The sequence below is a fragment of the Aquitalea aquatica genome, from assembly GCF_013911085.1.
Taxonomy (GTDB): domain Bacteria; phylum Pseudomonadota; class Gammaproteobacteria; order Burkholderiales; family Chromobacteriaceae; genus Aquitalea; species Aquitalea aquatica.
Map to the genome: position 1 here is coordinate 206,168 of NZ_JACERN010000033.1, position 17,567 is coordinate 223,734.

Below are 17,567 nucleotides of genomic sequence, written 5' to 3' on the forward strand. Positions count from 1 at the left end.
TTACAGCCCGCCCAGCACGCGCAGCGCATTGCTGACTGCCAGAACGGCAATGAGACTATCGATTCGGTCATAAACGCCGCCATGTCCAGGCAGCAGCTTGCTGCTGTCTTTCATGCCCGAGACGCGCTTGAACCAGGATTCCAGCAGATCGCCGCAGACACTGACCGCAGTCAGCGGCAAGGCCAGCAGCACCAGCCCCCACAACGGCAGCCCTACAGAAATCCAGCCCAGCTTGCTGACGATGACCACATACACCGCCACGCCGACCAGTGCGCCATACACCCCTTCCCAGCTCTTGCCGGGACTGATGGACGGTGCCAGCTTGCGCTTGCCAAAGGCTTTGCCAGAGAAATAAGCCGCCACATCCGCCACCCATACCAGGCCCATCACGGCCAGCAAGGTCAGGGCATGGGCGCTGTCGGCCTGCGGCCGCCACTCCAGGAAACCATACCAGGCTGGCAGCATCAGCAACCAGCCCAGCAGCATGGCCAGCGGCAAGGACGCCAGCTTCCAGCGCCGCACCAGCCACAAGGGCATCACCAGCAACCAGAACACCAGCGCCAGACCATGCCCGGCTAGCGGCATATGCCAGCCTTGCTGCCAGGAGACACCAGCAAATAGGCTGCTCAGCGCCAGGTAGGCCCATTGCAGCACACCATGCAAACCGGCCATGCGGGAGAATTCCCACAGCGCCAGCAGGATGATCAGCCAGGAAAAGCCGGCCCAGGCATTGGCCGGAAACAGAAATAGTGCCGCCAGCATCAGCGGCAGCAACACCAGGGCAGTCAGAATGCGTGTCTTGAGCATGGAGGATCAGTTTCTGCGCTGCTGGACCGGCAGCTGTTCGCTGGTACGGCCAAAACGGCGCTCACGTTCGCGATAGGAATTGAGCGCGCCCTCCAGGGCCGTGCGATCAAAATCCGGCCACAGCAGATCGGTAAAGTACAGCTCGGAATAAGCCAGCTGCCACAACAGGAAGTTGCTGATGCGCTGCTCGCCACCCGTACGGATGAACAGATCAGGCTCCGGTGCCCAGTGCGTGGACAAGCGCTCGGCCAGATTCTCTTCGGTAATCTGGCTGACACCGTCAGCAATCAGGCCATTGACGGCATTGAGTACATCCCAGCGGCCACCGTAGTCGGCGGCGATGCTCAGCACCAGGCCATCATTGCCGGCAGTCTTGTCTTCCGCCGCCTGAATGCGCTCGGCCAGCGCCGGGCTGAAACGCTCACGCGTACCCAACACCCGCAAGCGGATATTGTTGGCATGCAGCTTGCTGACTTCGTTTTCCAGCGCGCGAATGAACAAATCCATCAGGAAGGACACCTCATCCTGCGGCCGCCGCCAGTTTTCCGTGGAAAAGGCGAACAGCGTCAGGTACTCCACCCCCAGCTCCTTGCAGGCGGTCACTACTTCGCGCACGGTATCCAGCCCTTTTTTATGGCCGGCTACCCGTGGCAGGAAACGCTTTTTGGCCCAACGGCCATTGCCATCCATGATGATGGCGATATGCCGGGGTACGCAGCGCACCTCCGGCACGTCCTTGGTGGAGCTTCCAAACAAGGCTATTTCCTTTATACCGCCATCAGGTCTGCTTCTTTACCTGCCAGTGCCTTGTCGATCTCGGCAATGAACTTGTCAGTCATTTTCTGGATGTCGTCTTGGCCGCGGCGCTCGTCGTCCTCGGTAATCGACTTATCCTTGAGCAGGTTCTTGAAGTCATTGTTGGCATCGCGGCGGATATTGCGCACGGCCACGCGGGCACCTTCAGCCTCGCTCTTCACTACCTTGATCAGGTCGCGACGACGCTCTTCGGTCAGCATCGGCATCGGCACGCGGATGATCTCACCCATGGAAGCCGGATTCAGGCCCAGATCGGAATCACGAATGGCCTTTTCGATCTTGGCCACCATATTCTTTTCCCAGGCTTGCACACCGATGGTGCGGGAGTCGATCAGGCTGACATTAGCCACCTGATTCACCGGCACACCGCTGCCATAGTAATCGACCATGACATGATCAAGAATGCCGGTGTGGGCGCGACCTGTTCGCACTTTGGTCAGGTCGGTCTTGAACGCCTCCAGAGTCTTGTTCATCTTCTGCTCGGCGGATTTCTTGACTTCATTAATCATGCTTGCTCCAAAAATCGGTACTTTGAAAAACAAGGCGGAAAGCGGCTTCCAGCCGTTTCCGCCCCTTGGTATTCGTCAAGCTCAGCAGTGTACCAGCGTGCCTTCATCTTCGCCAAGCACTACGCGCTTGAGTGCGCCCTGCTTGAAGATGCTGAACACTTTGATATTCAGGTGCTGGTCGCGGCACAGCGCGAAGGCAGTGGCATCCATCACCTTCAGATTACGCCCGATGGCCTCATCAAAAGTCAGGGTCTGGTAGCGCACGGCATCGGGATTCTTTTTCGGATCATCGGTATACACGCCATCCACCTTGGTGGCCTTGAGCATGATATCGACATTCATTTCCATGCCGCGCAGTGCAGCTGCGGTATCGGTGGTGAAGAAGGGATTGCCGGTGCCTGCACCGAAAATTACCACTTTGCCCTCTTCCAGATACTGCATGGCCTTGCCGCGCACATAGGGCTCGGCAATCTGCTGCATGGTCAGTGCAGATTGCACGCGGGCAATCAGACCAACCTTGCCCATGGCATCCTTCAGCGCCAGTGCATTCATCACCGTCGCCATCATGCCCATGTAGTCGGCCGTTGCGCGGTCCATGCCGCTGGCAGCGCTGGATACGCCACGGAAAATATTGCCGCCACCAATCACGATACCCACCTGCACGCCAAGCTCTACCACTTCCTTGATCTGGCCAACAATCTGCTCGATGGTCGAGCGGTTGATGCCATAGTTATCGTCGCCCATCAGGGCTTCACCAGACAGCTTGAGCAGAATGCGTTTATAGGAAGGAGCTTGGCTCATGATAACCTCGAGTTGGGTGTTTTTAGGGCGTTCAGTTTGCAAAACGGCACCCTGCAGGCAGGGTGCCGTTCGATCATACAGTCTTGTCAGACTTACAGCTTGGCAGCAGCAGCCACTTCAGCAGCATAGTCTACAACCTTCTTCTCGATGCCTTCGCCAACAACAAACATGGCGAATGCTTTTACGGAAGCGGATTTTTCAGCCAGCAGCTTTTCAACGGTCACGTCCGGGTTCTTGACGAAAGGCTGACCCACCAGGGTCACTTCAGCCAGGTACTTGTTGACGCGGCCTTCTACCATCTTGGCGACGATATCAGCCGGCTTGCCGGATTCGGCAGCTTGCGCGGTGTAGATCTTGCGTTCTTGCTCCAGGGTTTCGGCCGGAACCTGATCCTTGGAAACACAGATCGGCTTGGAAGCAGCGATGTGCATGGCAATATCGCGACCCAGCGCTTCGTCACCCTTCAGATCAACGATAACGCCGATCTTGGCACCGTGCAGGTAGGTGGCGATGGTGCCGTCGGTTTCGTAACGCACGAAACGACGGATAGTCATGTTCTCACCCAGCTTGGCAATGGCAGCCTTGCGAATTTCTTCTACGGACACGCCGTCTACTTCAACAGCGGACAGGGCTTCAACATCAGCCGGGTTCGCAGTTGCAGCAGCCTGGGCAGCAGCAGCCGCCAGGGCCAGGAAGGTCGGGTCCTTGGCAACGAAGTCGGTTTCACAGTTCACTTCAACCAGGGCGCCAACGCCACCAGCCACGTAGGAACCGATGATACCTTCGGCAGCCAGACGGCCAGCCATCTTGGAAGCCTTGTTACCGGACTTGATACGCAGAATTTCTTCGGCCTTGGCAGCGTCGCCTTCAGCTTCAACCAGGGCTTTTTTGCACTCCATCATGCCCAGGCCGGTAGCAGCGCGCAGATCCGAAACCATCTTTGCGGTAATTTCCGCCATTTGTAACTCCTGTATTCGATACGTAAGGTAATCAGGTCTAAAAAAAGGGGCTTGCGCCCCCTTTCGAGTCTGCTTACTCAGCCTGGGCCGTTTCAGCAGCGGCTACGACTTCTTGCAGCGACTGAGCGCGGCCTTCCAGTACGGCGTCGGCGATGCCGCGAGCGTACAGGCGGATAGCGCGACTGGAGTCATCGTTACCCGGAACTACGTAGTCGATGCCGTCCGGGGAGTTGTTGGTATCAACAACGCCGATAACCGGGATGCCCAGTTTCTTGGCTTCAACAATGGTACCTTTCTGGTAGCCAGTGTCGATAACGAAGATGGCGTCCGGCAGGCCCTTCATATCTTTGATACCGCCCAGCGAGCGTTCCAGTTTGTCAACTTCGCGTTGCAGGTCCAACAGTTCTTTCTTGTTGTAACCCATGTCAGCGCCTTCCAGGATGGCACGCTTCTCTTCAAGACGCTTGATGGACTGCTTCACGGTCTTGTAGTTGGTCAGCATGCCGCCGAGCCAGCGGTGATCAACAAACGGCATGCCAGCGCGAGCGGCTTCTTCACGGACGATCTCACGTGCCTGACGCTTGGTACCAACAAACATTACGGTACCCTTGTTGGCGGCCAGACGACGCACATATTCCTGGGCGCTGATGAACAGCGGCAGAGTCTTTTCCAGGTTGATGATGTGAATCTTGTTGCGGCTGCCAAAGATGTACTGAGCCATCTTCGGGTTCCAGAAACGGGTTTGGTGGCCGAAGTGAACACCGGCCTCAAGCATTTGACGCATGGTAACGTTGGTGGACATGCAAAAACTCCTTAAAGGGTTAAGCCTCCATCCGCGCAGACAACCGTCAGTATCAGAAAAAAATGACGGCACCCTTTGGCACGGATGTGCGTAGTTTATTCCCCTACCCAATGTAGAGGACGCAAGATTCTAGCACCACAGCGCAAGCTCACTCAAGCGTCTTGCCTGCATTTGCCTGCTCACGGGCCAATTCCTGCCGTTTTCGCAGGCGGCGCCGTGTCATTCTTGCAATAAACAGAGTGGGCAGGAAGCCGAGGAAAAACAGGATGGAAAAGGTAGCCCACAGGCTGTTCTGCGCCACTGCCAGCATCAACACCACGTAGAGCCAGCCGATCAATACCATGTACATAATCAAACAACCGTTTGAAATTTTCGAAAAAAGCCTGAACAATAGCCCGACATTGTAAACCACCTGCCCGGCCACCATCATGCAAACCCGCCTTACCGAAACCTTTGGCGTGCGCCTGCCACTCGCCTGCCCCGGCATGAGCTATATCGCCACTCCCGAACTGGTAGCTGCCACCGCCAATGCGGGTGGACTGGGCATTCTGGCCACCGGCCCGCTCAAGCCAGAACAGACCCGCGCCGCCATCCGCCGCATCCGTGAGCTGACCGACCGCCCTTTCGGCATCGGCTGCACACTGATGATGCCGGGCGCGCGCGAAAACTGCGAAGTTGCCTTGCAAGAGCAGGTGCCAGTCATCAACTTTTCGCTGGGCAAGGGTGACTGGATCGTCAAGGCCGCACACTCCTATGGTGGCAAGGTGATTGCTACCGTCGTCACCGAGAAGCATGCCATTTCGGCCGAAAAAGCCGGTGTGGACGGCCTGCTGGTCACCGGCCACGAAGCAGCCGCCCATGGCGGCGAGGTGACTTCGCTGGTACTGATCCCGGCCATCCGCAAGGTATGCGCACTGCCCATCATCGCCGCTGGTGGCTTTGGCAGTGGCGCCGGCTTGCTGGCCGCCCTGGCACTGGGGGCGGATGCCGTAGCCATGGGCAGCCGCCTGGCCATGACGCAGGAAAGTCCGGTGCACGAGCGCAGCAAGGAGATGATTCGCCAGCGCAGCGTGGCCGATACTTTGTATTCGCGTAACTTCGACGGCCTGTGGTGCCGCATGATGGACACCCCCACCGCCCGCGCCGCCACCCGCAAGCCGATGAATCTGCTGGCAGCCGCCTGGAAAGCCAGCGCCATCGCCCGCAAGATGGGCATGCCGGTATGGAAAGTAGCCTTGGGCGGCATGCTGCAAAAACCGCAGGAACTGCGCCAGCTGGCGCTGTTTGGTGCAGCCACCGAATCCATCCGCCTGGCTATTGAAGAAGGCAATCACCAGCATGGAGTGCAACTGATCGGCCAGGTGCAGGGACTGATTGACGACGTGCCCACCGTGCAACAGCTATTCGAACGCATCATGCAGGAGGCCGGACATAACCTAAGCCGCCTGCAGCAGCTGAACCAAGCCTGACCACCGCGCCGCCCGTCTATTCCATGCAACTGGCGGCGCATTTTTTATGACGCACCGAGCCAAATAAAAAGATTTACCACACGAAAATCAGCTTTTCACGCAACAAGATGCCAGCATGCCGCACCTAACCACATTGCCTGCCCCCATCCCTTCCCGTATTCTCTCAGACTGACCCACCCGCCCCACAGCAGGCCGCCACAGAGTAGCCAGCCCACACACAAGAGATTACGCATGATCCCGCAGCACGACGAAGCCAAGCTCAGCCCAGCACGCCCACTCAATCGCCAGGACTACCGCACCCTGGCCCTCGCCGCCCTGGGCGGCGCGCTGGAGTTTTACGACTTCATCATTTTTGTATTTTTCGCCCTGGTCATCGGCAAGTTGTTTTTCCCGCCGGACATGCCGGACTGGCTGCGCCAGTTCCAGACCTTCGGCATCTTTGCTGCGGGCTATCTGGCACGTCCGCTGGGCGGCATTGTCATGGCGCACTTTGGTGACAAGCTGGGGCGCAAGCGCATGTTCACCTTGTCCATCGTGCTGATGGCCGTTCCCACCCTGCTGATGGGCATGCTGCCCACCTATGCCAGCATCGGCATTGCCGCGCCGCTGGCACTGCTGGCTTTGCGCATCCTGCAGGGTGCGGCAATTGGCGGCGAAGTGCCGGGCGCCTGGGTATTTGTGGCCGAACATGTCCCCGCCCGTCACACCGGTTATGCCTGCGGCACGCTGACTGCTGGCCTCACTGCCGGCATCCTGCTGGGTTCGTTGCTGGCCACCCTGATCAACAGCAGCTTCAGTCCGGCACAAATCAGCAACTGGGCCTGGCGACTGCCTTTTCTGGTGGGCGGTATCTTTGGCCTGCTGGCCATGTATTTGCGCCAATGGCTGCAGGAAACACCGGTCTTTGCCGAGATGCAGGCACGCAAAGCCCTGGCTGATGAATTGCCACTGAAAACCGTACTGCGTGAACACAAACGCGCCGTCATCATTTCCATGCTGCTGACCTGGCTGCTGTCTGCCGCCATCGTAGTGGTCATCCTGATGACGCCCACCTATCTGCAAAAGCAGTTCGGCCTGGATGCCGCCACCACTCTCAAGGCAAACAGTCTGGCCACCATCGCCCTGATCGCAGGCTGCATGGCGGCCGGCCGCACAATCGATCGCATCGGCAGCGGCCTGACCTTCATTGTCGGCAGCCTGCTGCTGGGCGCCTGTAGCTATCACTTTTACACCAGCATGGCGAGTGATGACAGCCAGCTGTATGCGCTATACAGCCTGACTGGCCTCAGCGTCGGCATTGTCGGGGCCGTCCCCTTCGTCATGGTGCGCGCCTTTCCACCGGCAGTGCGCTTTAGCGGCCTGTCATTTTCCTACAATGTCGCCTACGCCATTTTCGGCGGTCTCACACCCATGGCGGTTTCGCTGTGGCTGAAGGCTGACCCGCTAGCCCCTGCCCATTACGTGGTCAGCCTGTGTGGCATGGGTGTGCTACTGGGTATTTACCTGCTACTAAGCGAATCGCCACAGCGTGCAGATAGTGCATCGGCCAACTGCTGACCACACTCGGCAAAGTACTTTTTCCACGGCCCTGCGGGGCCGTTTTGCATGGCGTAGCGGCCAGATAATTCTGCAGTGCAGCAAGAATTAATTCACTCAGCAATGGAACCCTCGCAGCAAATCAGCAGTCCCTAATTTATACACTCAGCATTTCAGCCTGCCCGCAGAGCCATTCAACGCACCACTCCCGGCCTCACGCCCGCCTTGGCGGGCCTCATCCACAGACCACGGAGACACCCATGAGCCAACTACCCTGGCACAGCCTGTCCCTTAACCCGCTGGCTGCCTTTGGCATTCTGCTGACGCTAGGCGTTATCGGCGGCCAAATTGCCAACCGTGCCGGACGCTTGCCCGCCATTACCGGCTATGTACTGACCGGCCTGATCATCGGCCCGGCCAGCCTGCATCTGCTAAACCAGGAATTACTCAGCGCCGCCGACCTGTTCGTCAACCTGGCACTGGGGCTGGCACTGTTTGAAAGTGGCCGCCGGGTCGACCTGCACTGGCTGCGCGTGGAGCGTACCTTGCTGCTGACCACGCTGTGCTACTGCCTGGCAGTATTTGCCGCCCTGTGCGCACTACTGCTGCAAGGTGGACTGGGCTGGCAAGCCAGCAGCATGATGGCAGCGCTGGGTATGGCCACCTCGCCCATCGTCATTCTGGAGATGCTGCGCGAGACCCGCGCCGAGGGCCAGGTCAGTGAACGACTGACCACTGCCACCGCCCTATCCAGCTTGCTGTCGGTCATCGTGTTCGCCATCGCACTGGGCTCCGCCCATCTGCAAAACCAACACAGCACGGAGGACGGCATTCTGTCGCCGGCCTGGCTGATTCTGGGCTCCAGCCTGCTCGGCCTGCTGGCCGGTTTGCTGGCAATCGCGCTCAACCGCTGGCTGGGCAGCCAGCAACGCCAGCGGCAGACCGTCCTGCTATTCGGCCTGATCGCTCTGCTGGTGGGGCTATCCGTCATGCTAAACACCCTGCCCTCATTGGCCCTGCTGGTATTTGGCCTGGCCACACGCAATCTGCGTGGCGGGCATACAGTCAGTGAGCCGGGCTTGTTAAGTGGCAGCCACTTTTTCTTTGTTGCCTTTTTTGTTGCAGCCGGTGCCCAACTGGCACCACAGACGCTGGCCGCTTACTGGCCACTGGCCTTGTCCTACCTGCTGCTGCGCTCGGCCATCCCCATGCTGTGCTGGTGGCTGCTGGCACCGCAAAACTGCCTGAGCCGCCAGCGCGGCCTGTGGCTGGGGCTGGCACTCAACCCGCTTTCTGGCGGCAGCGCCGTGCTAGTGAGTATGAGCACACTGGCACTGGGTCCGGATGCCGCCGCCTTTACCGGCACCATGATGGCCGTATTTGTCATCAGCGAACTGGCCGGCCCCCTGCTAACCCGCCTGGCACTACGCCGCGCTGGCGACCTTCCTCCGGAGGACTGACATGCTGGAATTCAACAACAGCACACCACTGACCCTGGGTGTGGAACTGGAACTGATGATAGTCAACCGCCGCGACTACAACCTGACCCGTGGCTCGGACGACTTGCTGCTACTGATAGACCGTCAGCCGCACGGCTATGACATCAAGCCGGAAATCACCCAAGGCATGATCGAAATCGGCACGGCCATTCACCAGGGCAGCGACACCATGCTGCAGGAGCTGCAAGGCATCCGCGCCCTTTTGGTGAGCAGCGCACAAAAGCTCAACCTGGGGCTGGCGGGCGGCGGCTCCCATCCTTTCCAGCACTGGAGCGAGCAGCAGATCTACCCCAAGGAACGCTACCAGCTGGTTTCAGAGCTGTACGGCTACCTGGCCAAGCAGTTCACCGTGTACGGCCAGCACATCCACATCGGCTGCCCGGATGGCGACGCTGCCATCCGTCTCAGTCACTACCTGGCGCGTTACATTCCGCACTTTATCGCGCTGTCCGCCTCGTCACCCTTTTATCAGGGCATGGATACGCTGTTTCAGACCTCGCGCCTGACCAGCGTCAATGCCTTCCCCTTGTCTGGCTGCATGCCCTGCGTGGAAAACTGGACACAGTTCAATGAATATTTTCAGCACATGGCCGGGCTGGGTATTGTTGCCAGCATGAAAGACTTTTACTGGGACATCCGCCCCAAGCCGGAATATGGCACGGTGGAAATCCGCATCTGCGATACCCCGCTGGACATTGTCACCCCCACGCTGCTGGCAGCCTATGCCCAGATGCTGGCGCATCGCTGCCTGGAGGATGGATGGCACGACATCCAGGCCGCGCACTATCACACTTACAATTACAACCGCTTCCAGGCCTGCCGCTTTGGCTTCGACGGCGTACTGGTGGATGGCGCGGCACGGCAGCAAACCGGCCTGCAGGAAGATCTACTGAGCACGCTGAACGCCCTGCAACCGCAAGCCCGGGCACTGAACTGCGAAAAGGAGCTGAGCCTGCTGCGCGAGCGCGCGCTCAAGCGCCAGTCCGACAGCCAGTGGCTGCGCGCCATCTATCGCGCCAGCGGTTCCTTATCGGAAGTGGTACGCCGCCAGAGCGAACACTGGATGTATGGCAGCAATGCCTGAGATCGGGTAACTCAAGCAGCGCCAGCGCAATGCAGCAGACATGATGACACTCAACAGCTAAACTGGCGGCTTAGCGTCCCAAAGCCCCATCATGCCGCTCGAACTGCCCGAACACCGTAATCCCGATCTTCCCACGCGCTGGTGCATTTTTGATGGCCCGCGCCTGCTACTGCAAAAACAGGCCTTGCCCGGCGATGCCGCCCGCCACTGGCCACTGGCCAACCGCCTGTTCATCGACCAGCAGCAAGGCAGCAATCTGTACGCCGCCGACCTGATCGGCCCGCCGCCGCCCGACTGCGAATGGCTGCCGTTGCGTGCCGCATTGATGGCACTGCCGCCCGAGCAAACCGCAGGCATCGCCCGTGCTGCGCAGTTGCGACAGTTTCAGTACACCCACCGTTTTTGTGGCCACTGCGCCAGCCCGCTGCAACAACATGGTCATGACCAGGGCAAACACTGCCCCGGCTGCGGTCAGCTTTACTACCCACGGCTGTCACCGGCCATGATGGTGGCGGTGTATCGCGGCCAGGAGCTGCTGCTGGCCCGCAGCCCGCATTTCCTGCCCGGCGTGTACAGTGCACTGGCCGGCTTTGTCGAGCCGGGCGAAACGGTGGAGCAGTGCGTACACCGCGAAACCCTGGAAGAAGTGGGCGTACGGGTGAAAAACCTGCGCTATGTCTGCTCGCAGTCCTGGCCTTTCCCGCATTCGCTGATGCTGGCATTCACTGCCGAATATGATGGCGGGGACATCCGCCCGCAGCCCGGCGAGATCGAAGACGCGGGCTGGTATCACATTGACGCCCTGCCCACCATTCCGGCCCAGCTGTCAGTAGCCTACCAACTGATTCGCCATACCAGCGACTGGCTGCGCCAGCCACACGACTGAGCAAGAGCCATGACAAAGGGGAGCCACTGGCTCCCCTTTCATTTATTCCGTGCAAACATTTACTCCTTGCACAGAGCTGGCTCAGGCTGACAACACACTGTCCTCGATCAACTGCAGCAAACGACCAAGCGCCGTCAACACAGTCTGCTGCCGCACCGCCGCCCGGTCGCCAGCAAACTGACAGACGAAGGCCTGACTCAGCCCATCCGGCCCGGCCAGTGCCAGCCATACCGTACCCACCGGCTTGGCTGGTGATCCGCCCCCCGGACCGGCGATGCCGGAAACAGCCACCGCCCAATCAGCAGCGGCACGCTCACGCGCTCCAGCAGCCATCTGCCGGACCACGGCCTCACTGACCGCGCCGTGCTCGGCCAGCGTGGCGGCCTGCACCCCCAGCAGATCCTGCTTGGCCTCATTGCTGTAGCTAACCAAGCCATAGCCGAACCAAGCCGAGCTGCCGGCAATATCGGTCAGCGCGGCGGCGATCATGCCACCAGTGCAGGACTCTGCCGTCGCCACTGTTTCGCCTCTTGCCAGCAGCTGCTCGCCCAGTTGTGCCGCCAGTGCGGCTGCCTGCTTATCCATGTATTTTCCTGAAATATTCGATCAAACCGTGGGTTGAGCTGTCGTGTGCAGCAGGTGCGGCTGCTGCCGCATCCAGCTCGGGCAGTATGCGCCGGGCCAGCTGCTTGCCGTATTCTACGCCCCATTGATCGAAGGAGTTGATGCCCCAGATCACCCCTTGCACGAAGACCTTGTGCTCGTACAGTGCCAGCAGCATGCCCAGGGTGCGGGGAGTCACCTTGTCCAGCGCAATGGTGTTGGAGGGCTGATTGCCCGGAAATAGCTTTTGCGGCAGCAGCATGTCCAGCTCTTCACCGGGCATGTCCGGCAATTCGGCCATGACTTCGGCCTCGCTCTTGCCGCGCATCAGCGCCTCGGACTGGGCAAAACAGTTGGCCACCAGCACCCGGTGCTGCTGCTCCAAACCGTAATGACCATTCATCGGCACAATGAAATCACAGGGCACCAAGCGGGTGCCCTGATGCAGCAGCTGGAAAAAGGCGTGCTGGCTGTTGGCCCCTTCCTCGCCCCAGATCACCGGCCCGGTATCAAAATCCAGCGGTGCGCCAAAACGCCCCACCCGCTTGCCATTCGATTCCATATCCAGCTGCTGGATATGGGCTGGCAGGCGGCGCAAGCCATGGTCGTACGGCATGATGGCGTGGGTGTGCGCCTGATAGAAAGTGTTGTACCAGATGCCGATCAGCGCCAGCAGCACCGGCATGTTCTGTGCCAGCGGCGCATGGAAGAAATGTTCATCCATGGCATGTGCGCCATCGAGAAACTGGCGGAAGCTGTCGTAGCCCACCGCCAGCATCACCGGCAGACCAATGGCCGACCAGACCGAATAACGCCCGCCGACCCAATCCCAGAAGCCGAACATGTGTTCGGTATCGATGCCAAAAGCCTGCACTGCCGGCGCATTGGTGGACACAGCAACAAAATGCCGGGCAATGTCATCTTGACTTCCTGCCTGCAAAAACCAGGCCTTGGCTGCCTCAGCATTGAGCAGGGTTTCCGGCGTGGTAAACGACTTGGATGCCACCACGAACAGCGTGGTGGCCGGATCCAGCGGCTCCAGTGTACGGGCAATATGCTGGCCATCGACATTGGAAACAAAATGTACTTTCAGCGCAGGATGGGCATAGGCCGACAGCGCCTCTTTCACCACCAGCGGTCCCAGATCCGAGCCGCCAATACCCAGGTTCACCACATCGCGTATCGGCTGGCCGGTGTAGCCCAGCCACTGCCCGCCGCGCACCTTGTCGCTGAAAGCCCGCATGCGCTGCAACACGGCATGCACCTCGGGCACAATATCCTGCCCATCCAGCAGCAGGTTAGCCGACGCAGGAAGACGGAGCGCGGTATGCAGTACAGAGCGCCGTTCGCTGACATTAATCTGCTCACCGCAGCGCATGCGCTGCATCCAGCCTGGCAGATCCGCCTCGTGCGCCAGATCGATCAATAGCTCCAGCGTGCGTTCGGTGATACGGTTTTTCGAGTAATCCAGCAACAAACCATCCAGTTGCAAGGAGAAACGTTGAAAGCGCTGGGCGTCGGTCTGGAACAGTTCACGCATCTGCATGAAACGGGTGGCACGCTGATGCTGGTGCAGCCTGGCCCAGACTGGGCTGTGATTGATACCGGTTTTGCTGTCGTCAAACATGGTCGTGAGATGGCTGCATTCAAAAATGGAATTGGATTTTGCTTTACTCACCCTGCCACCAATGGCTGGGCTGGCAAGAATAAAGGGGACTGGCGTCCCCTTTGCAGAATGCATACTACCACTGTAGTGCCAGCGCTACATCACACCTTGAGAAAGTGCTCGCGATAGTATTTCAGCTCTTCGATGGACTCCTCGATATCCGCCAGCGCTTCGTGCTTGCCACGCTTGACCACGCCACGCGCCACCTCTGGCCGCCAGCGCTTGCACAATTCCTTCAGTGTGGACACATCCAGATTGCGATAGTGGAAATATTCCTCCAGCTGCGGCATCCAGCGCACCATGAAACGGCGATCCTGATGAATGGTGTTGCCACACATCGGCGTGGTACGGGCCGGCACATACTCGGCCATGAAGGCCAGCAACGTCGCCTCGGCCTCGGCCACGCTCAGGGTGGAGGCTTTGACCTTGGCAATCAGGCCGCTCTTGCCGTGGGTATTCTTGTTCCAGTCATCCATGGCATCCAGCACGCTGTCCGGCTGGTGAATCACCAGCACGGGCGACTGTCCCAGCACATTCAACTGGCTGTCGGTGGCGATCATCGCCACTTCGATAATGCGGTCGGTTTCAGGATTCAGCCCGGTCATTTCCATGTCGAGCCAGATGAGGTTGTTCTGATCTTGTGCCATACTGTCCAATCTTTGCGAAACCCAAGCATTTTCCTTCATTGCCGCCGTGGCGGCAAACCCACCTGCGTAAATCATGACCGAGGCATTCCGCTATCTCTTTCTGGCCGCACTGGCGCTGACCCTGATTCTCAAGTTGTGGCTGGGCTTGCGCCATATCCGCCATATTGCGCGCCATCGCGCCCGCGTACCGGCAGAGTTTGCCGACGCCATCACACTGCAGCAGCACCAGCATGCCGCCGACTACAGCATGGCCAAAACCCGGCTGGGCTTGCTGTCCAGCTGCATCGACACCGCGCTGATCGCTGGCCTGACGCTGGGCGGTGCACTCGACTGGCTGGCACGGCAGATTAGCGGCCTGGCTTTGGGTGAAATCGGCAGCGGCCTGTTGCTGGTCGTGGCCCTGACCCTGCTCACCTCCGCCATCAGCCTGCCCATCTCGCTATATAGCACTTTCCGCATCGAGGCGCGCTTCGGCTTCAACAAGATGACGCTAGCCATGTTTGTGCTGGATGCCATCAAAGGCAGTGCCATTGGCGCACTGATCGGCCTGCCCTTGCTGGCGCTGGTACTGTGGCTGATGGCCCAGGCCGGACCGTTGTGGTGGCTGTGGGTGTGGCTGGTCTGGTCGGCCTTCCAGTTATTGATGGTAGCGCTCTACCCCACGCTGATCGCCCCCCTGTTCAACCGCTTCCAGCCGCTGGAAGACCTGGAATTGAAACAGCGCATCGAAGCGCTACTGACACGTACTGGCTTTACCAGCCAGGGCGTGTTCGTGATGGACGGCTCACGCCGCTCCAGTCACGGCAATGCCTACTTCACCGGCTTTGGCAGCGCCAAACGCATCGTGTTTTTCGACACCCTGCTCAAGCAGTTGTCGGCAGAGGAAATCGAAGCCGTGCTGGCGCACGAACTGGGCCATTTCAAGCGCAAGCACATCGTCAAGCGCATCGGCTTTGCCTTTGCCCTGTCTTTGGGCTTCCTGTTCATCTTGGGTCAATTGCTGCATGCCGGCTGGTTCTACCAGGCATTGGGCGTCAGCACACCCAGCACCGCCATGGCACTGATCCTGTTCTTCCTTGCCGTGCCGGCTTTTACTTTCCCGCTGACACCGCTGTCCAGCCTGCTGTCGCGCCGTCATGAATACGAGGCAGACGAATTTGCCGCCAACCAGTCCGATGCGCACCATTTGGTCGCCGCACTGGTCAAACTCTATCGTGACAACGCCTCAACTCTGACACCAGACCCGCTGCACTCGGCGTTTTACGACTCCCACCCTCCGGCGAGCCTGCGCATCGCCCATCTGCAAGGAGCCCGTCCATGAATCTGCTCGCCCTGCATTGCGAGGCCCAGCACGGCAAAAGCCCGCTGGACTCCAGCACCATCAATCAATTCCTGACCACCCTGCCCGGCTGGGAAGTCAAAGGCATCGAGCTATGCAAGACCTTCCGTTTTGACGACTATTACCAGACCATGGCCTTTGTAAATGCCCTGGCCTGGATTGCCCACCAGGAAGACCATCACCCCGACATGTCGGTGCACTACAACCGCGCCGTGGTGCACTTCAGCACCCACGACGCCGGCGGCCTGACCCTCAACGACTTCATTTGCGCGGCGAAAACCGAAGCGCTGCAAGGCCGCGCATGAGAGCAGCCATCGGACAGATCATCCGCAGCCATGGCCGCCGCTTCATCGTGGAGGCCGAAGGCCAGACCTACGGCTGCTCCACCCGCGGCAAGCGGGTGGACTTCGCCTGCGGCGACCGCGTGGAAATCCTGATTCAGAACAAGGAACAGGCCGTCATCGAGGAAAGCCTGCCACGCAGCAGCCTGCTGTACCGTCAGGACGACTGGAAGACCAAGGTGATTGCAGCCAATGTCAGCCGCATTCTGTTTGTGATTGCCGCCGTTCCCAGCCCTAACGAAGAGCTGCTCAACCGCTGCCTGATTGCCGCCGAGGCCGCCGACATCGACCCGGTCATCCTGATCAACAAGGCCGACCTGCCGGAAACCGCCGCGCTGATCGAAAAGCTGCAGCCCTATGCCGCGCTGGGCTACAAGATGATCACCCTGTCCGCCAAACAGGACATGAGCCCGCTGCTGCCGCTGCTGGATGGTGAAACCTGCGTCTTTGTCGGCCAGTCCGGCATGGGCAAGTCCACCCTCACCAACGCCCTGCTGCCCGAGGCCAACGCTCGCATCGGCGATATTTCCGAAGCGCTGGATTCCGGCAAGCACACCACCACCCACGCCACGCTCTATCATCTGGACACTTTGTCGCCGGGCAGCGACCTGATCGACTCCCCCGGTCTGCAGGAATTCGGCCTCAAGCATTTGCAGGCCACCGACCTGCTGCACTACTTCCCGGAAATGCGCCCGCTGATCGGCCAATGCCGCTTCCACAACTGCACCCACCGCAAGGAACCGGATTGTGCGATCAAGCAAGCCACAGAAGATGGCACGATCTCTCGACAAAGATTGGATTTACTACAACGTTTAAGCAATGAATTGTTAAATCATACGGCATAAAACGTTTTGTCATCTGGCCTGTTTACAATTCGGTGCAGGACTCATATTCTGGTAAGAAAAAAGTCATATCAGACTTCAGATCAGCGAGTTTTTCGCCCCAACAAAGACAAGGAGCCAGCATCATGACAAAACGCATCGCACTCGTAACCGGAGGCATGGGCGGCATTGGCACCGCCATCTGCAAGGCTCTGGCCGAATCCGGCCACACCGTCATCACCACCTACAGCAAGCCGGGCAAGGAGCAAGCCTGGCTGGCCGACATGAAGGGCATGGGCTTTGCCGACATCCACGCCTACCAGTGTGACGTGACCGATACCGCAGCTTGCGCCGCCATGCTGGCGCGCGCCCAGCAGGAAGTTGGCGCCGTGGACGTACTGGTCAACAACGCCGGCATCACCCGCGACGGCACCTTCAAGAAGCAAAGCAAGGACGACTGGGATGCCGTCATCAAGACCAACCTGGATTCGCTGTTCAATATGGTGAAGCCGGTGCTGGACGGCATGGTGGAGCGCGGTTTTGGCCGCATCATCAATATTTCCTCGATTAATGGCCAGAAAGGGCAGTTTGGCCAGACCAACTACTCTGCCGCCAAGGCTGGCATGCATGGCTTCACCATGGCGCTGGCCCAGGAAGTCGCACGCAAGGGCGTCACCGTCAACACCATCTCCCCGGGCTATATCGCCACCGACATGGTGATGGCAGTACCGGAAGAAGTACGCAACAAGATCATCGCCAACATCCCGGTAGGCCGCCTGGGCAAGCCGGAAGAAATCGCCGGCCTGATCAACTACCTGGCCTCCGACGTTGCCGGCTTCATGACCGGCGCCAACCTGGCTATCAATGGCGGCCAGCACATGATGTAAGCCGCATTCCATCAGGAATACCGCACAAAAAACCCGGCCTCGCGCCGGGTTTTTAATTGCCATCTTGATGATCGACATTCTGCTATGCTGACGGC

The 17,567-nt window shown here is 59.3% G+C and carries 19 protein-coding genes; 9 read left to right on the forward strand and 10 right to left on the reverse strand.

Annotation, left to right across the window (positions count from 1 at the left end; all coding sequences use genetic code 11):
* The 7 genes from H2Z84_RS13350 to H2Z84_RS13380 form a co-directional block, all read right to left on the reverse strand.
* Window positions 1-807 (reverse strand): phosphatidate cytidylyltransferase, encoded by an 807-nt coding sequence (locus H2Z84_RS13350; RefSeq protein WP_181836410.1) that lies wholly within the window; start codon window positions 805-807, stop codon window positions 1-3.
* A 6-nt stretch (window positions 808-813) separates the two neighbouring features.
* Window positions 814-1,563 carry an undecaprenyl pyrophosphate synthase gene (gene uppS / locus H2Z84_RS13355; RefSeq protein ID WP_220272837.1) on the reverse strand — a complete coding sequence of 250 codons (750 nt, stop codon included), beginning with the start codon at window positions 1,561-1,563 and terminating at the stop codon, window positions 814-816.
* An 11-nt stretch (window positions 1,564-1,574) separates the two neighbouring features.
* On the reverse strand, window positions 1,575-2,132 hold the full coding sequence (gene frr, locus H2Z84_RS13360) for a ribosome recycling factor (RefSeq protein WP_181836411.1): 558 nt from the start codon (window positions 2,130-2,132) through the stop codon (window positions 1,575-1,577).
* A gap of 81 nt (window positions 2,133-2,213) precedes the next feature.
* The gene (gene pyrH / locus H2Z84_RS13365; protein ID WP_103524543.1) at window positions 2,214-2,933 is read right to left on the reverse strand and encodes a UMP kinase; all 720 of its coding nucleotides are present in this window, start codon (window positions 2,931-2,933) and stop codon (window positions 2,214-2,216) included.
* A 92-nt stretch (window positions 2,934-3,025) separates the two neighbouring features.
* On the reverse strand, window positions 3,026-3,892 hold the full coding sequence (tsf, locus tag H2Z84_RS13370) for a translation elongation factor Ts (protein WP_124643997.1): 867 nt from the start codon (window positions 3,890-3,892) through the stop codon (window positions 3,026-3,028).
* 73 nt (window positions 3,893-3,965) lie between these two features.
* Entirely contained in the window at window positions 3,966-4,694 is a 729-nt protein-coding gene (rpsB, locus tag H2Z84_RS13375; RefSeq protein ID WP_059285475.1) for a 30S ribosomal protein S2, read from the reverse strand.
* Window positions 4,695-4,842: 148 nt separating this feature from the next.
* Complete coding sequence (locus H2Z84_RS13380) at window positions 4,843-5,124, reverse strand: hypothetical protein (RefSeq protein WP_226034127.1); 282 nt, start codon at window positions 5,122-5,124, stop codon at window positions 4,843-4,845.
* On the opposite strand from H2Z84_RS13380, the gene H2Z84_RS13385 reads away from it, so the two are divergent.
* From H2Z84_RS13385 to nudC, 5 genes are all read left to right on the forward strand, one after another.
* A complete protein-coding gene (locus tag H2Z84_RS13385; RefSeq protein ID WP_181836412.1) occupies window positions 5,123-6,163 on the forward strand; it encodes an NAD(P)H-dependent flavin oxidoreductase in 1,041 nt (346 codons plus the stop codon). The genes H2Z84_RS13380 and H2Z84_RS13385 overlap by 2 nt on opposite strands.
* Window positions 6,164-6,394: 231 nt before the next feature.
* Entirely contained in the window at window positions 6,395-7,720 is a 1,326-nt protein-coding gene (locus tag H2Z84_RS13390; RefSeq protein WP_181836413.1) for an MFS transporter, read from the forward strand.
* Window positions 7,721-7,959: 239 nt separating this feature from the next.
* Window positions 7,960-9,159 carry a cation:proton antiporter gene (locus tag H2Z84_RS13395; protein WP_181836414.1) on the forward strand — a complete coding sequence of 400 codons (1,200 nt, stop codon included), beginning with the start codon at window positions 7,960-7,962 and terminating at the stop codon, window positions 9,157-9,159.
* Window position 9,160: 1 nt separating this feature from the next.
* Entirely contained in the window at window positions 9,161-10,282 is a 1,122-nt protein-coding gene (locus H2Z84_RS13400; RefSeq protein WP_181836415.1) for a YbdK family carboxylate-amine ligase, read from the forward strand.
* Between the two features lie 91 nt (window positions 10,283-10,373).
* Window positions 10,374-11,168 carry an NAD(+) diphosphatase gene (nudC, locus tag H2Z84_RS13405; RefSeq protein ID WP_181836416.1) on the forward strand — a complete coding sequence of 265 codons (795 nt, stop codon included), beginning with the start codon at window positions 10,374-10,376 and terminating at the stop codon, window positions 11,166-11,168.
* An 81-nt stretch (window positions 11,169-11,249) separates the two neighbouring features.
* On the opposite strand, the gene H2Z84_RS13410 is transcribed toward nudC, so the two are convergent.
* From H2Z84_RS13410 to orn, 3 genes are all read right to left on the reverse strand, one after another.
* Entirely contained in the window at window positions 11,250-11,753 is a 504-nt protein-coding gene (locus tag H2Z84_RS13410; RefSeq protein WP_181836417.1) for a CinA family protein, read from the reverse strand.
* A complete protein-coding gene (pgi, locus tag H2Z84_RS13415; RefSeq protein ID WP_181836418.1) occupies window positions 11,746-13,398 on the reverse strand; it encodes a glucose-6-phosphate isomerase in 1,653 nt (550 codons plus the stop codon). Before pgi ends, H2Z84_RS13410 begins: the two co-directional genes overlap by 8 nt.
* Window positions 13,399-13,538: 140 nt before the next feature.
* Window positions 13,539-14,084, reverse strand: coding sequence for an oligoribonuclease (gene orn, locus H2Z84_RS13420; protein ID WP_181836419.1), 546 nt, complete (start codon window positions 14,082-14,084; stop codon window positions 13,539-13,541).
* A gap of 73 nt (window positions 14,085-14,157) precedes the next feature.
* On the opposite strand from orn, the gene H2Z84_RS13425 reads away from it, so the two are divergent.
* The 4 genes from H2Z84_RS13425 (at window position 14,158) to phbB (ending at window position 17,472) form a co-directional block, all read left to right on the forward strand.
* Complete coding sequence (locus H2Z84_RS13425; RefSeq protein WP_181836420.1) at window positions 14,158-15,405, forward strand: M48 family metallopeptidase; 1,248 nt, start codon at window positions 14,158-14,160, stop codon at window positions 15,403-15,405.
* Window positions 15,402-15,728 (forward strand): 4a-hydroxytetrahydrobiopterin dehydratase, encoded by a 327-nt coding sequence (locus H2Z84_RS13430; RefSeq protein WP_181836421.1) that lies wholly within the window; start codon window positions 15,402-15,404, stop codon window positions 15,726-15,728. Before H2Z84_RS13425 ends, H2Z84_RS13430 begins: the two co-directional genes overlap by 4 nt.
* A complete protein-coding gene (gene rsgA / locus H2Z84_RS13435) occupies window positions 15,725-16,609 on the forward strand; it encodes a ribosome small subunit-dependent GTPase A (protein ID WP_181836422.1) in 885 nt (294 codons plus the stop codon). The genes H2Z84_RS13430 and rsgA overlap by 4 nt, the downstream gene beginning before the upstream one ends.
* A 122-nt stretch (window positions 16,610-16,731) precedes the next feature.
* On the forward strand, window positions 16,732-17,472 hold the full coding sequence (gene phbB, locus H2Z84_RS13440) for an acetoacetyl-CoA reductase (protein WP_181836423.1): 741 nt from the start codon (window positions 16,732-16,734) through the stop codon (window positions 17,470-17,472).
* Window positions 17,473-17,567: the final 95 nt, after the last annotated feature.